Annotated in this window: 13 protein-coding genes; 11 read left to right on the forward strand and 2 right to left on the reverse strand. The window is 68.7% G+C overall.

Going from position 1 to position 14,681, the window contains the following annotated elements; translation table 11 throughout:
* Window positions 1-184: 184 nt before the first annotated feature.
* Window positions 185-1,006: an HAD family hydrolase gene (locus HT102_RS12245; protein ID WP_192039704.1), complete on the reverse strand. Its 822-nt coding sequence runs from the start codon at window positions 1,004-1,006 to the stop codon at window positions 185-187.
* Window positions 1,007-1,421: 415 nt separating this feature from the next.
* Here HT102_RS12245 and ssd point away from each other — a divergent pair, with 415 nt between their 5' ends.
* From ssd to HT102_RS12285, 8 genes are all read left to right on the forward strand, one after another.
* On the forward strand, window positions 1,422-2,609 hold the full coding sequence (ssd, locus tag HT102_RS12250; protein WP_192039705.1) for a septum site-determining protein Ssd: 1,188 nt from the start codon (window positions 1,422-1,424) through the stop codon (window positions 2,607-2,609).
* Window positions 2,606-3,796 carry a TadA family conjugal transfer-associated ATPase gene (locus HT102_RS12255; RefSeq protein WP_192039706.1) on the forward strand — a complete coding sequence of 397 codons (1,191 nt, stop codon included), beginning with the start codon at window positions 2,606-2,608 and terminating at the stop codon, window positions 3,794-3,796. The genes ssd and HT102_RS12255 overlap by 4 nt, the downstream gene beginning before the upstream one ends.
* Window positions 3,786-4,589: a type II secretion system F family protein gene (locus tag HT102_RS12260; protein WP_192039707.1), complete on the forward strand. Its 804-nt coding sequence runs from the start codon at window positions 3,786-3,788 to the stop codon at window positions 4,587-4,589. The genes HT102_RS12255 and HT102_RS12260 overlap by 11 nt, the downstream gene beginning before the upstream one ends.
* The gene (locus tag HT102_RS12265) at window positions 4,586-5,161 is read left to right on the forward strand and encodes a type II secretion system F family protein (RefSeq protein ID WP_192039708.1); all 576 of its coding nucleotides are present in this window, start codon (window positions 4,586-4,588) and stop codon (window positions 5,159-5,161) included. Before HT102_RS12260 ends, HT102_RS12265 begins: the two co-directional genes overlap by 4 nt.
* Window positions 5,162-5,242: 81 nt before the next feature.
* The gene (locus HT102_RS12270; protein WP_333473418.1) at window positions 5,243-5,440 is read left to right on the forward strand and encodes a DUF4244 domain-containing protein; all 198 of its coding nucleotides are present in this window, start codon (window positions 5,243-5,245) and stop codon (window positions 5,438-5,440) included.
* Between the two features lie 80 nt (window positions 5,441-5,520).
* Window positions 5,521-5,838 (forward strand): TadE family type IV pilus minor pilin, encoded by a 318-nt coding sequence (locus HT102_RS12275; protein ID WP_192039709.1) that lies wholly within the window; start codon window positions 5,521-5,523, stop codon window positions 5,836-5,838.
* Window positions 5,835-6,254 (forward strand): Rv3654c family TadE-like protein, encoded by a 420-nt coding sequence (locus HT102_RS12280; RefSeq protein WP_225443602.1) that lies wholly within the window; start codon window positions 5,835-5,837, stop codon window positions 6,252-6,254. The genes HT102_RS12275 and HT102_RS12280 overlap by 4 nt, the downstream gene beginning before the upstream one ends.
* A gap of 60 nt (window positions 6,255-6,314) precedes the next feature.
* Window positions 6,315-7,343 (forward strand): iron-siderophore ABC transporter substrate-binding protein, encoded by a 1,029-nt coding sequence (locus HT102_RS12285; protein WP_192039710.1) that lies wholly within the window; start codon window positions 6,315-6,317, stop codon window positions 7,341-7,343.
* Window positions 7,344-7,349: 6 nt separating this feature from the next.
* Here the strand turns inward: HT102_RS12285 and HT102_RS12290 are convergent, their stop codons facing one another.
* Window positions 7,350-9,644 carry a DEAD/DEAH box helicase gene (locus tag HT102_RS12290; protein WP_192039711.1) on the reverse strand — a complete coding sequence of 765 codons (2,295 nt, stop codon included), beginning with the start codon at window positions 9,642-9,644 and terminating at the stop codon, window positions 7,350-7,352.
* A 175-nt stretch (window positions 9,645-9,819) separates the two neighbouring features.
* On the opposite strand from HT102_RS12290, the gene HT102_RS12295 reads away from it, so the two are divergent.
* From HT102_RS12295 to topA, 3 genes are all read left to right on the forward strand, one after another.
* Window positions 9,820-10,695: an SGNH/GDSL hydrolase family protein gene (locus HT102_RS12295; protein ID WP_192039712.1), complete on the forward strand. Its 876-nt coding sequence runs from the start codon at window positions 9,820-9,822 to the stop codon at window positions 10,693-10,695.
* Window positions 10,696-10,853: 158 nt separating this feature from the next.
* Complete coding sequence (locus HT102_RS12300) at window positions 10,854-11,576, forward strand: hypothetical protein (protein ID WP_192039713.1); 723 nt, start codon at window positions 10,854-10,856, stop codon at window positions 11,574-11,576.
* A gap of 180 nt (window positions 11,577-11,756) precedes the next feature.
* Window positions 11,757-14,651 (forward strand): type I DNA topoisomerase, encoded by a 2,895-nt coding sequence (gene topA, locus HT102_RS12305; RefSeq protein WP_192039714.1) that lies wholly within the window; start codon window positions 11,757-11,759, stop codon window positions 14,649-14,651.
* Window positions 14,652-14,681: the final 30 nt, after the last annotated feature.

Consider the following 14,681-nt stretch of genomic DNA (forward strand, 5'->3'; position numbering starts at 1 on the left):
TCTGCCCTTACGCGGCGTGCTCCGCGTGGGTGCCTGGTGCTCGTGCCCAGGAGCTTTGACCGGGGGAGTCGAGATCTTCTCTTCCGATTCGGCCCTGTCCTGTCGTGCTCCCTTACCTATTTTGTACTCCTGACCTGCATCCGCTGCAAGGGGTTCGGTCGAATTGGAGCGAGTCCAGAAACTGCTAGCGGATTCGCCGCAAGAAGCTGAGCGCCACAGCGCCCGCAGCGACCGCTGCCCCGAGCCCGACCGCGGCCGTTGTCGCGAGCGTCCGAGTGGACGGTGCCGGCAGGTGCTCCCGCAGCGAAATCGAGTCCGAGAAAGTGAGGATCGGCCAGCCCTCCGAAGCCGCTTTTCGTCGCAATTGGCGATCAGGATTGACTGCCGTGGGGTGCCCAACAAGATCAAGCATCGGCAAGTCCGAGACCGAGTCCGAGTAGGCGTAGCACTGCTCGAGGCTGTATCCATTTTTCGCAGCCAGGCGGAAGATCGCGTCGGACTTTGCCTCGCCGTGGCAATAGAAAGAATACTCTCCCGTGTACTTGCCATCCTCCGTGGCCATCTCGCTGGCAATGATCGCATCGGCGCCCAGAGCATCGGCGATGGGCGCGACGACCTCGCGGCCCGACGCGGAGACGACCACCACTGCGTGCCCTCGCGATCGGTGGTCCTCCATGAGCGCTGCCGCCTCGGCGAACACGAAGGGTGTCACGACATCGCGCAGCGTCTCTTCGACGATCGCCTCCACCTGCTCGATCTCCCACCCCGCGCACATCGAGGCGATATGGGTGCGCAAGCGCTCGGTCTGCTCATGATCGGCGCCCGGCAGCAGCGCGAGGAACTGCGCATAGCTGCTCTTGAGCACCGCCCGCCGATTGATCAGCCCGGTCTCCGCGAATGGCTTGCTGAATGCCAATGTCGATGATCGCGCGATGATGGATTTGTCCAGGTCGAAGAAGGCAGCAGGGGAACCCTGGTGTGCGATGCCAGCATGAGGGTCAGTCACACGCCCAGGATAGTGGCACTAGCCACAGTTCGCCGCTGTCCGCGCTGCTCGTTCGGCATTGATCCCCCTGTGGCCTGGTTGTAGACTAAGATTTGTCCAAGATTTGGTGCTTGATTGCGGAAACACTTGAGCGATCGTGTGTACTATGAAGGCACTCGGACATGATCCGGGTGAGTTCAGCCCGACCCCCCGGGGCTGAACTCCGACGACCCCCGCCCCCTCCCCCCCCTGGCGGGGGTCGTCCTCTATCTGCACCCCGGTGAGAACTCCCGGAGTCCCGATATTCCAGCCGTATTCCATGCCCGGACTGTACGTGCCCGGACGGCCCCAGCGCGGGTTGTCCACAGGTCGCGACTTATCCACAGTCTGGCTCCAAGCAATGGAACGCCCCACCGCATCCGCGCACAGTTGCGCCATGCCCAAGCCTCCTGGCGCGGACCAACCGCACCCCGCCCATGCCGAGCCAGTGCTCGCCCACATCCGCGATCCCGAACTGCTGGCTAGCACCCGACGCATCACCGCGTCCCTCGGTCTCGGCATCGTCGAGGCGAACCAGCATGAAGCGCCAGCTAGCACCAGCGATGGACCGTCGCTGCGCAAGCTCTGGGAAACCACGCCACTCGTGATCCTTGACGACGTGGGAGCGCGACGCTGCCGGGAAAGCGGGCTCGGCCGACGCAGCGGCATCATCAGCGTCGTGGCCCGCAGCGCCACTGCGCGCCCGAGCCTGGAATCGCCGAGGCCGGATGCGTGGCGCGATCACGTCGTGCTCGGCACCGAGCACGTCTTCGAGTTGCCGGACGACGAGCACGCCATGATGCAGGCAATCTCGAGCATCCGCGCGCGCAGCAGTGCCAACCGTGGTCGCACCATCGCCGTCACCGGTGCCTGCGGCGGGGCTGGCGCAACCGTGCTCGCAGCGTCTCTCGCTCTCGCGCACGGGCATGATTCCCTGCTCATCGACCTTGATGGCCACGGCTGCGGGATCGACCTGCTGCTCGCCGCGGAGAACGATCCCGGACCACGCTGGCACGATATCGCCGCCATCACCAGCAGCATCGCGCCCGGGGCCCTCTGGTCCGCGCTGCCTGCCCGCGGATCCACCGCGTTCCTTGCTCACCAGCGCGGGAGCAGGCTGACGCCACCCAGTGCGCGCGCGCTCCAGACAATCCTTGCCGCATCGCGCGATTCCGGTCGGTTGGCCGTCTGCGACATGCCACGCACCGGAGGCGACGCCGCCGAGACGGCCTGCGCCGCGGCCGACCTCACCATCATCGTGGTGCCGGCCAACCTCCGGGCCTGCGCGGCGGCGCAAAAGGTCATGCGATGGGCACGCCCGCGCAGCCGCGACATCGGCATCATCGTCCGCGGCCCAGCAGCGAGCGGCCTAGGGGCCACGACCATCAGCCAGGCATGCGATGCCCGCTTGATAGCCACCATGCGTCCTGAGCCGAGGCTCGATCACCGGCTCGACACCGGCGGGCTGCGCCTGCCGGTCCGTTCGCCCCTGCGCAAGGCGGCGATCGAAGTACTCGCGCATCCCTCGCTCGCGCATCCCGTCATCGCGCAGGGCGGTACTAGCGCCATGGACGGCGCGGCATGAACCACCAGCATGCGCAGCTCCTCGACAAGGTACGGGCGCGGCTCGCCGACCACGCAGGCAACCTCGGCCCGGAGCAGCTCGCCACCCTGATCCGCGATGAGGCACGAGGAATGATCAGCGACCCCGACACCCTCGTTGTCCTTCGCGCGATGCACACCGACCTCCACGGGGCGGGCCCGCTCGATCCCCTGCTCGATGACGAGACCGTCACCGATGTGATCGTCAACGGCGCCGGGCCGGTGTACGCCGACCGGGGCAGCGGCCTCGCCCCCACCGAGGTTGCCCTCCCTGATGAGCGATCAGTCCGTCGCCTCGCCCAGCGCCTCGCCATCGCGGCAGGGAAGCGACTGGACGAATCACAGCCATGGGTTGACGGCCACGTGCCCCGGGACCAGGCCACGACGACGATCCGCTTGCATGCCATGCTGCCCCCGCTCTCCGTCGATGGAACCTGCATCTCCTTGCGCATCCTCCGCCCTGCCCGCCACAGCCTGCGCGACCTCACCGCCACCGGCATGCTGACGCCCGCGAGCCAGCAGCTTCTCGAGGCGATCATCGCCGCTCGCCGTTCCTTTCTTGTTACTGGCGGAACAGGTACAGGCAAGACCACGCTGCTCGGTGCCCTGCTCGCCGAGGTGCCCCGTGACGAGCGCATCATCTGTATCGAGGACGCGACCGAGCTCAATCCGCCCCACCCGCATCTCGTGCGCCTCGCCGCTCGCGCGGCCAACATCGAGGGCATCGGCGCGATCCCGATGCGCGACCTCATCCGCCAGGCACTACGCATGCGCCCGGATCGCCTCATCGTCGGCGAGGTACGTGGCAGCGAGGTCATTGACCTCCTCGCGGCCCTCAACACAGGGCACGAGGGCGGAGCTGGCACTATCCACGCCAACTCGCCGCGCGAGCTTCCCGCCCGACTCGAAGCGCTCGCCGCGCTCGGGGGACTGCCTCGCCACGCGCTCCACAGCCAGCTCGCGGCGGCCGCCCACATCGTTCTGCACGTGCAGCGCGACCAAGCGAAGCGTGTGCTCGCCGAGATCGGGCTCATCACGCCGCGGGCGGATGGGCTCACCACCGTGGAGACGGCCTGGACCTTGGAGCACGGGGCGAGCGCCGCGTGGGCAGGACTCCACGACCTACTGGCCAGCCGGGACCATGCCCTAGGGGAAAACCATGGGACCTAGCCTCATCCTCGCTGCCGCGGCGCTGCTTGCCTTCCCTGCTCCGGCCGCACGCTCCCGCCTGGGGCAACTCGGTATCGCGCAGCACGCGGGGAGACCAGCAAAGCCGCGGCTCCGCACCCCCGCCGGGCGCTGGACGATCGGTGTCATCGTGGCAGCGGCAATCGCGATCCTGCTGGGCCCGGCACCTTTGCTCGCCGCAGCTATCGTTGCAGCCACTAGCTGGTACCTCCATGCCCGAGCGCGGTCCCGCCGCGCGACCGAGCAGTCTGCCGCAATGCTCACCGGTTGCCTCGACGACATCATTGCCGAGCTGCGTGCTGGTGCTCATCCCGCCACGGCGACAAGTCGGCTCCGAACCGACCGCCAGCACGGCATCACCGACGCGTTCGCCCGGGCCGCGGCACGGACCCCGCTCGGACTGCCCGTAGCGGGAGCGTTCGCGCAACCCGGCTCCGACGCGCGCCTCCGCCACATCGGAGCAGCCTGGACGCTCGCCACCACCCACGGCTTGCCTCTTGCCAACCTGCTCGACGAAGCCCGGGCAGGTCTCGTCCTCGCTGATCGGCGCGACAAGCACGTGCGCTCAACGCTTGCTGGTGCCCGCGCGACCGCGGTGCTGCTCGCCATGCTGCCCGCGCTGGGGACCGTCCTCGGCGAACTGATCGGAGCGAGCCCCCTGCGCGTCCTGGGCAACACACCGATCGGGAACGCGCTGCTCCTCGCTGGCACCACCCTCGCATGCGTCGGTCTGCTGTGGACACATGCGATCACGGGGAAGGCAGCCCGCGGATGACTACGAGCACCGCCCTCGCCTGCATGCTCGCGGCAGCAGGAATGCTCGTTTATCCGCAGCGAGCGCTCGCGCCCCGGCTCAGCCGGATCGTCCACCGAACCGGAAACCCCGTGAGCACCGTGCCCACCGAGCGGCAAGCCCCTCTCGAGCCGCTCGCCCTCGATCTCTACGCCGCCTGCCTGGCCTCGGGTCTCGGGCCCGCCATCGCTGCGCAAGCGGTATCCCGTGCCACCGCCACCAGGTTCTTCGAGCGGGCCGCAGAACTGCTCGGTATCGGAATCGACCCGAGCGCCGCATGGGCAACCGCTGCCTCGAACCCGGCCGAGGAATCCTTCGCCCGGGCGGCGCAACGCTCGCATCGCACCGGCACCCAGCTCGCCGCAGTGGCACGGAACGCCGCGCAAGCGCTCCGCGAGGAGGAGCAGCATGCCGCCATCGCGCGCGCGGAAAAGGCATCAGTCCTGATCGCCGCGCCTCTTGGGCTCTGCTTCCTGCCCGCGTTCCTGTGCCTCGGCATCATCCCGGTCGTGATCGGGCTTGCCACCCAGCTAGCCCCCGCGGTCCTGCGATGAGCGCCCGGGGACCCTTCGCCGAAGGGCACGCAACCTCCCGGGCCGCCGACCGGCGACCGGGCAACCGAAAGGAAAACAAGAGTGAAGGCAACACGCACCCTGGCGCACAGGATCCGCAGGCTCGCCCGCGACGACGAGGGAATGAGCACCGTCGAGTACGCGATCGGCACCGTCGCGGCGGCGGCGTTCGCGGCAGTGCTCTACGCAGTGGTATCGAGCGATGCCGTCGTTGGCGCACTGACCAGGATCATCGATCAGGCCCTATCCACGCAGATCTAGCGATACACCCAGATCTTGGTGCCACACCGGGCCCTGCCGGGCAGCGTGCCGCACCGCGCGTTGGTGATGACGCAGGCGCGGTGACGGTGGAGACCGCGCTGGCGATCGCGATCCTCGTCATGGTTCTCGGCATGTGCGTGGGAGTGCTGGGCATCGGAGCCTCCTACGTGCGGTGCATCGATGCTGCTCGCGAGGCTGCGCTCGTGGCCGCTCGGGACGAACAGGGCCGGGCCGTCGATGCGGGCGCGCGGCTAGCCCCCAGCGATGCGACGATCTCGATCGCCGACGACGGGATGCTGGTGACCGCGAGGGTCACCCTTCGCCCCGCGCTGCTTCCCGGTGTCACCCTGACGGCTGAATCGATCGCGGCCATCGAGCCGAGCAGGCGGCAGGGTTGAGCTCGCGCGCGTCGCGGCTGGGCAATGACGAGGGCAGCGCAACCGTGATCGCGGTCGGCGGCATGCTCGCCCTGGTGCTCGTGGTCGCGATGGTGCTGCACCTCGTTGCGGTGGTGGCGGCCCGGCATTCGGCGCAAGCGGGTGCCGATCTCGCGGCGCTCGCGGCCGCCCACCATCACGCCTGGGCGTTGCCGGGAGAGCCGTGCGCGGTGGCTCACGAGATGGGACGGCGCAATGGAATTACCGTCGAGGAGTGCCGGATAGACGGCGGGGACGTGCATGTCGGCGTCGCGCGTCCGGTGCGGTGGGCGAGCGGCGGAGAAGGGGAGCGGATCACTGCTGGGCAAGTGCGCGCGAGCGCGCGGGCTGGCCCCGAAGAATCACCATCGATACTGGATAGCCGCGTACAGAACTGAACTGGAAGAAGGCGAACTAGGGTTCGCCGCGACATTGATCCGTGAGCCAAGGAGTCAACAATGGTGCACCGTCGCCATCGCGCCGCGACCCTGCTGGTCGCGCTGCTCTCGAGCATGACGCTCGTCGTGACCGCCTGCGGCGGGCAGTCCGAGCAGTTGGGCAGCGCGTCCACCGGGAACGGGGAGTTCCCGATCACCATCTCCCACGCCTTCGGGGAGACCACCATCGAGGAATCCCCGCAGCGCGTCGCTACCTGGGGCTGGGGCAGCGCCGATGCTGCCATCGCGCTGGGCGTCACGCCCGTGGCGATCCAGAGCCAGCCCTATGGCGGCGATGAGAACGGCATGCTGCCCTGGGTGCAGGAAGCTCTTGACGAGGCCGGGGAAGCCGCGCCCACCATGCTGCCGGAAGGTACTGATCCTCCGTTCGAGGCCATCGCTGCGGCAGCGCCGGACTTGATCCTGGCCGTCTACTCCGGCATCACCGAGACCGACTACGAGCAGCTCAGCCAGATCGCACCGACGGTTGCCTATCCCGACGAGGCGTGGTCCACGCCGTGGCGCGACACCATCCGCATTGTCGGCGAGGCCCTCGGCAAGACCGACGAGGCCGATGCTCTGCTCGCTGATATCGACGCGCAGATCGCGGCGAAGGCCGAGGAGCACCCCGAGCTCGCGGGCAAGTCCGTAGCGATGGTGTTCAACACCCCCGATGCGTTCTACGTCTACAAGCCTGCTGATGCGCGGGTGGCATTCACCCTGGATCTTGGGCTGGTCAACGCCGACAGCGTCGACGAGCTCGCCAACGGCGACTCGACGTTCTACTACACGCTGAGCGACGAGCGCCTCGGCGATCTCGAGAGCGACATCCTCGTCTCCTACGCCGACACCGCCGAGGCATCCGCGGAGTTCCTCGGCTCCCCCGAGGCCCAGCTGATGGGCCAGGTCCAGGATGGGCGGGTCGCTGAGATCGTCGGTACCTCGTTCATCGCGGCTGTCTCCCCGCCCACGGCGCTGTCGCTCACCTGGGGGCTCGACGAGTACGTCGCGATCCTCTCCGAGACCGCCCAGCGCGTCGGCGAGAGCTAGCGCCAGCTAGCCGAGGGCATCGAGGACCGCGCTGAGCACGCGGACCGCCCCGGCCTTGTCGAGCGGCTCGTTGCCGTTGCCGCACTTGGGTGATTGCACACACGATGGGCACCCGGTGCGGCAACGGCATCCGCGGATCGTGGCACGCGTCGCCGCAAGCCACTGCCGGATGTGGTCGTGCCCATGCTCGGCGGTGCCCGCGCCACCGGGATGGCCGTCGTAGACGAAGACCGAAGGCATGCCCGTGTCAGGGTGCAGGGCAGTGGAGACCCCGCCGATATCGTTGCGATCGCAGCTTGCGAACAGGGGCAGCAGGCCGATCGCTGCATGCTCGGCGGCATGGAGCGCACCGGGGATGTCCTCGTCGGCGATGCCAGCGGCGCCGAGGCTCCCCGGCGAGTGCGTCCAGGCGGCAGCGACCGTGGGCAGGGTCGATTCCGGCATGTCCAGCTCGATGGTGGCAAGCACCTCGCCCCCCGGGCCGCGCCGCAGGTAGTTGGTGATGCGGCTCGTCACGTCGACCCGGGCGAGCCCAACCGTGACTGGCCCGTGCTGCCGCGACCGCAGCACCTCGGCGATGCGGATATCGCTCACCGACCGGGCGACGGTGGTATAGCCGGGATCGCCAGCGGTGACGCGCGCGATGCCTTCGTCGAGGTCGAGATCATCCACGACGAACACCTCGCCCTGGTGCAGGTGCACTGCGCCGGGATGCACCGTGGCGGGCGCGCGCGACGCATCGACCGTGCCGAGCAGGCGTCCCGTGGCCGACTCGACGATCACGACCTGCTCGAGCATCGTGCCGCGCAGGCCGGTGGATCCGTGCGCGTCGATCCCCGGAGCGGGAAACCAGCCCCGCGGCCGCCGCCGCAGGAATCCCTGGCCCGCCAGATCGGCGATGGTTCCGGTGATGCCGAGAGCAGTGACCTCGTCGTCAGTGATCGGCAGCTCCGTCGCGGCGCACATCACCTGCGGAGCTGCGATGTAGGGGTTCGCGGGGTTGGTCACCGTCGCCTCGACGGGCTTGTCGAGCAGCGCCCCCGGGTTGTGGATCAGGTAGTTGTCCAAGGGGTCATCGCGGGCCACAAGGACCACGAGCGCGCCCTGCCCGCGTCGCCCGGACCGGCCTGCCTGCTGCCGGAACGAGGCGACCGTGCCCGGGAACCCGGTGAGAACCACCGCATCGAGCCCCGCGATGTCGATGCCAAGCTCCAGCGCATTGGTAGTGGCTACAGCACGGAGCTCGCCGCTGGCCAGCGCGGCCTCGAGTCGTCGCCGGTCCTCGGGCAAGTATCCCGCGCGGTAGGCGGCGACGGTCCCGGCGAGGGGAGGGCCGAGCCGCTCGCGCACCATCATCGCGGCGTGCTCCGCCCCGGCCCGCGAGCGCACGAACATCAGCGTGCGCGCGCCCTGCTCGACGAGCGCAGCCGTGAACAGGGCGGCCTCGGTGTGGGGGGAGTTGCGCTGCGTCGGATCCCCGGTGCCAGCCGGACCGGGCTCCCACAGGACGGTGGTGCGGTGGCCGCGGGGCGCCGCGTCCTCGGTGACGGCTCGGCAGTCGGCGCCGATGAGGCGGGTGGCGGCCTCCGCGGGATTGGCGGTGGTGGCGCTGGCGAGCACGAACACGGGGTGCGAGCCGTAGCGGGCGGCGATGCGGCGCAGGCGGCGGATCGTCCAGGCCACATGGGAGCCGAAGACACCGCGGTAGTGGTGGCACTCGTCGATGATCACGAAGCTCAGCCCCCGCAGGAACCGGCTCCATCGTGGATGGTTCGGGAGGATGCCGACGTGCAGCATGTCGGGGTTGGTGAACACGAGCCTGCTGGTGTCGCGGATCCAGCGGCGGTGGTCGGTCGGAGTGTCGCCGTCGTAGAGGTGCGGCCCGGCCGATGCGAGCCCGGGGATGGCGCCGGTGAGCGATCGGGTGGCGCGAAGCTGGTCGGCGCCCAGCGCCTTGGTGGGGGAGAGGTAGAGGGCGGTGGCACGGGGCTGCTCGGCGAGCGCGGTGAGGGCAGGCAGCAGGTAGGCCAATGATTTCCCGGAGGAGGTGCCGGTCGCGAGGACGACATGCTGCCCGGAACGGGCGAGGCTGGCTGCCTCGACCTGGTGGGCGTAGGGGCTGGTGATGCCGCGGTCGATGAGTTCATCGCGGAGGCCCGGGTAGGTCCAGTCCGGCCACGGCTCGTGGATGCCGGGGCGCCCCTGCGCGCGGTCGATGTGCGTGGGTGCTCCGGTGAGCAGGGACGGGGATCGATCCGCGATGGCGGCGAGCAGATCGTCGCCGAGGCCGTGCGCCGCCATGGCCTGCTCCCTCCCGGTGCGCGCTGGTCGCTGGGAAGTCTACGTCTCCGCGCGGGCACGTGGTCATCAGGGGAAATCCGGACACTTGCTGCAGGGGAGGGAGGGGTCTGGCACGGTGTTTCTTGTGCGCGAGAACTGGATGGGAAAGCTGGGACGTGGAGCCGTTGTTGTTGCCGTGAGCACGCTGGCGGTGGCCGGGCTGTCGGTCGGCGGGCAGGGCATCGCGGGCGCGCAGCCGGGCGATCAGGCCGGGGCCCGCTATGTATCCCTCGGCGATAGCTTCACCTCGGGGCCAAGCTATGACCCCCTCGGCGGCTGCCCGCAGCTTCCTTACACCTGGCCCAAGCAGTTCGCGCAGCAATGGGGGCTCGGCGGGGATTGGTTCGATGCCTCGTGCTCGGGCGCCGTCGTCGATGGCCGCGGCACCAATACGTTTGGCCAGCAGATCCAGGCGGCGGCGGGCGCGATGGGCCCGCGCACCGAGCTGGTGACGATCCAGTTCGCGGGCAACGAGACGTACGGCGGCGCGGGCCGCAGTGCCGCGTGGTCAGTGGGCACGTGCGTGCTGGATTTCGTCAATGGGTGCAACGATGCTGCTGATCCCGCGGCCGTGCGGCCCGACGCCATCACGGGACCGGAGCTGGCGCGACGATTGACCGCCGGCGACAGTGGCGACATCATTGGCCGGATCCGGTCGCAGGCGCCGAACGCGCGGATCGCGATCGTGGGCTACCCGACCGTGCTGCCGCGCGATACCTCGGTGTGCTTGCCGATCAACGGGCTCGAGGTACCGGACTTCCAGCCTCGCGCCGCGTACGCACGCCTGGTGCTGGATCGCATCGAGTCCGCCCAGCGGGCCGCTGCAGCATCGCTGGGCGTGGATTTCTGGTCGTTGAAGGGAGCCACGGCGGGGCACGATGCGTGCCAGCCGCTCGGGCAGAGGTGGATCACCCGGATCGGTGACTTCCATGAGCATGTGCTGCCGTTCCATCCGACCCAGGATGGCTATGGGGCGCAGGCCCGCGCGCTGACGGGCTACCGGGCGGGCTGATCATCCTCTTCGCGCTCTGCTTGGTGCTGACGCAGCAGGCCTGGCTTGCGCGACTTCGCGCCCCGTAACCCTCCCCGGGCGATACGGTGTCTTCAAGAAGGACTCCACGGTAGCGGAGATTGGGCTCCGGCCGGGCACCGGGAAGCGGGGAACACGCCATGGGAACGACGGCTCGCACCAGCATGATCGCGCTCGCGGTCCTCGTCGCTCAGCCGCTGCTGCTTGCATGCGGCACCGACGATGCGGAGGACGCGGCGGCGGGAGAGGGCACCAGCCCGGCAAGCGCCACGGAGGAAAGGATCTCCACCGAGGACTGGCTCGCCCGGTACTGCGGTCCGTTCGTCGCGCTCACCGATGCATTCCAGTACTACGACGTCGTGGTCGCCGAGCCGCCTGTGGAGCCCGAGCAAGCTCGCCAGACCTACCTCGACCTCTATATCCACCTGCGCACCGTGCTGTCCGATTCCGCTGTCAGCTTCCGTGAGCTCGGCGACCCGCCCGTCGGTGACATCCCTCCTGGCCTGGCCGAGCACCTCGCGGGCGCGACGCAGCAGGCCGCCGACGAGGTCGACGAGCTCCGGGCGTCGCTCGACGAGATGGAGCCCGGCGATCCGGTAGCGATGTCGGAGTTCACCGAGCGCATCGAGAACACCCCGAATCCCATCGCGGCGGCCTTCGACGAGCTCGAGCAGTATGAGTCCGGGGAGCTCGACGCGGTGATCGCTGATGTGCCAGCCTGCCAGCCTCTCGTCACCCAGCCAGCCCCCGAGGAAGCCCCCGAGGAAGCGCCCGAGGAAGCCCCCGAGGAAGGGCCCGAGGAAGCCCCCGAGGAAGGGCCCGAGGAGCCGGGCGAGGAAGCCCCCGAGGAGCCGGGCGAGTAGCTCCCGCCCACCCGTCGGCAGGGGCAGCCCCGCCCGTCCGATGGGCGAGATGTCGGACGAGTGCTGCATACTTGCCAGCGTTGGGCACAGCGGTGGTAGACAGGTTGCGGCATGAACGGCACTGCCTGTGTCAGTGTTGAGTGACATCCTTGCAGGAATTCAGAAAGGTACGAGCGTCAGGTGGCAGCACGCGGAAGTGGCACGGCGAATGGTTCGGCGCGCCCCGGGAAGTCGGCAGCGATCCGGCGCCTGGTGATTGTGGAGTCACCCACCAAGGCCAAGAAGATTGCCTCGTACCTGGGCCCCAACTACGTCGTCGAATCGTCGCGCGGGCACATCCGCGACCTTCCCAAGGGCGCGGCCGATGTCCCTGCCCGCTACAAGGGGGAGTCGTGGGCTCGCCTCGGCGTGAACGTCGATGCGGACTTCGAGCCGCTGTACGTCGTCAGCGCGGACAAGAAGTCCACTGTCACCGAGCTCAAGAGCCTGATGAAGGATGTCGACGAGCTCTACCTCGCCACAGATGGTGACCGCGAGGGCGAGGCCATCGCCTGGCACCTCCTTGAGACGCTCAAGCCCAAGATCCCCGTCCGCCGCATGGTGTTCCACGAGATCACCGAGTCCGCGATCCGCGCTGCCGCCGAGAACCCCCGCGACCTCGATACCGATCTCGTTGATGCGCAGGAGACCCGTCGCATCGTCGATCGCCTCTATGGCTACGAGGTCAGCCCGGTGCTGTGGAAGAAGGTCATGCCGAAGCTGTCGGCGGGCCGCGTGCAGTCCGTGGCCACCCGCATCATCGTGCAGCGCGAGCGCGAGCGCATGCGGTTCCGCTCCGCGAGCTTCTGGGACATCGCCGCCACCCTTGATGCGGGAGAGAGCGCCTCGCCCCGCGCGTTCGGCGCGAAGCTCAGCGCACTGGACGGGGCACGGGTGGCCACCGGCCGTGACTTCGGCCCCGATGGCAAGCGCAAGAATTCCGACAATGTCATCGTGCTCGACGAGGCCCATGCGAATCGTCTCGCCGAGGCGCTCGCCGGAGCCGGTCTCGTCGTCTCCTCGGCCGAGGAGAAGCCGTACACGCGCAAGCCCTACGCGCCGTTCATGACCTCGACCCTGCAGCAGGAAGCTGGACGCAAGCTGCGATTCTCCGCCGACCGCACCATGCGCACCGCGCAGCGGCTCTACGAGAACGGCTACATCGCCTACATGCGTACCGACTCGACCACGCTGTCCGAGTCCGCCATCACCGCGGCCCGAAACCAGGCCCGCGAGCTCTACGGGCCCGAGTACGTCGCGCCCACGCCCCGCCAGTACACCCGCAAGGTGAAGAACGCGCAGGAAGCGCACGAGGCGATCCGGCCAGCCGGGGAATCCTTCCGCACCCCGGGCCAGCTCAGCCGCGTCCTCGAGCAGGACGAGTTCCGGCTCTATGAGCTCATCTGGCAACGCACCGTCGCCTCCCAGATGGCGGACGCCAAGGGCACCACCCTGAGCCTGCGCATCACCGGCACCGCCGCGACCGGCGAGGAATGCACCTTCAGCTCCTCGGGGCGCACCATCACCTTCCCCGGCTTCCTCAGCGCCTACGTCGAGACCGTTGATGACGAGTCAGGCGGGCAGGCCGACGACGAGGAGCGCCGCCTGCCCCGGCTCGCCGAGGGACACACGGTCAACGCCGACAAGCTCTCCCCCGAGGGCCACTCCACCAACCCGCCCTCGCGCTTCACCGAGGCATCGCTGGTCAAGAAGCTCGAGGAGGAAGGCATCGGCCGCCCCTCCACCTACGCCTCGATCATCAAGACCATCCAGGATCGCGGCTACGTCTACAAGAAGGGCAGCGCGCTCGTTCCCTCCTGGGTCGCGTTCTCGGTCGTGGGATTGCTCGAGCAGCACTTCGGCAGGCTCGTTGACTACGACTTCACCGCCTCCATGGAGGACGACCTCGACGCGATCGCGGAGGGGCGCGAGCGCCGTTCCCACTGGCTCGGCGCGTTCTACTTCGGCGATGACACCAGCGCGGAAGGAACCCTCGCTCGCCTCGGAGGCCTGAAGAAGCTCGTCGGCGTCAACCTCGAGGGCATCGACGCGCGCGAGATCAACTCCATCAAGCTGTTCACTGACAGCGAGGACCGGCCCATCTTCGTGCGTGTCGGAAGGTTCGGCCCCTATCTCGAGCGCACCGTCACCAGCGACAGCGGCGAGCCGCAATCCCAGCGCGCCAACCTGCCCGATGACCTGCCGCCCGACGAGCTCACCCTCGACATCGCCGAGAAGCTCTTCGCCACGCCCCAGGAGGGCCGCAGCCTCGGCACCGACCCCGAGACCGGGCCCGAGATCGTCGCCAAGGAAGGCCGTTTCGGTCCCTACGTCACCGAGATCCTCCCCGACACCGACGAGTCCACCAAGAAGAAGCCCAAGCCGCGTACTGGGTCGCTGTTCAAGTCCATGGACATCGCCACGGTCACCCTCGAGGACGCCCTGACGTTGCTCTCGCTGCCCCGCGTCGTGGGCGCCGATCCCGAGACCGGCACCGAGATCACCGCGCAGAACGGCCGCTACGGCCCCTACCTCAAGAAGGGCACTGACTCCCGCTCGCTCGCCACCGAGGACCAGATCTTCAGCGTCACTCTCGACGAGGCGGTCAAGATCTACGCCGAGCCGAAGCGACGCGGGCGCCAGGCTGCCGCGCCACCACTTCGTGAGGTAGGCGACGATCCCGCCAGCGGCAAGCCGATGGTGATCAAGGACGGCCGGTTCGGCCCCTACGTCACCGATGGCGAGACCAACGCGAGCCTCCGCAAGGGCGACGAGGTCGAATCCCTCACCGTCGAGAGAGGGGCAGAGCTGCTCGCCGACCGGCGTGCCCGCGGGCCCGCGAAGAAGACCACCAAGAAGGCAGCAGCGAAGAAGGCGCCCGCGAAGAAGGCTGCAGCCAAGAAGACGACAGCGACCAAGACTGCTGCGAAGAAGACCACGGCGAAGAAGACCACGGCGGCCAAGAAAGCACCCGCGAAGAAGGCCCCAGCCAAGAAGGCCCCGGCCAAGAAGGCTGCCGAGTCCACCGACGAGTAGCGGGGGGAGCGCTAGTGGGCAACCGGAGCC

The sequence above is a fragment of the Lolliginicoccus lacisalsi genome, assembly GCF_014841105.1.
GTDB lineage: Bacteria > Actinomycetota > Actinomycetes > Mycobacteriales > Mycobacteriaceae > Lolliginicoccus > Lolliginicoccus lacisalsi.

Bases quoted from the DNA above. Each gene is read 5' to 3' on its own strand.
- HT102_RS12265 (WP_192039708.1), top strand. From the start codon at position 4,586: ATGACTACGAGCACCGCCCTCGCCTGCATGCTCGCGGCAGCAGGAATG.
- HT102_RS12255 (WP_192039706.1), top strand. From the start codon at position 2,606: ATGAACCACCAGCATGCGCAGCTCCTCGACAAGGTACGGGCGCGGCTC.
- HT102_RS12285 (WP_192039710.1), top strand. From the start codon at position 6,315: ATGGTGCACCGTCGCCATCGCGCCGCGACCCTGCTGGTCGCGCTGCTC.
- ssd (WP_192039705.1), top strand. From the start codon at position 1,422: ATGCCCAAGCCTCCTGGCGCGGACCAACCGCACCCCGCCCATGCCGAG.
- HT102_RS12300 (WP_192039713.1), top strand. From the start codon at position 10,854: ATGGGAACGACGGCTCGCACCAGCATGATCGCGCTCGCGGTCCTCGTC.
- HT102_RS12290 (WP_192039711.1), bottom strand. From the start codon at position 9,644: ATGGCGGCGCACGGCCTCGGCGACGATCTGCTCGCCGCCATCGCGGAT.
- HT102_RS12260 (WP_192039707.1), top strand. From the start codon at position 3,786: ATGGGACCTAGCCTCATCCTCGCTGCCGCGGCGCTGCTTGCCTTCCCT.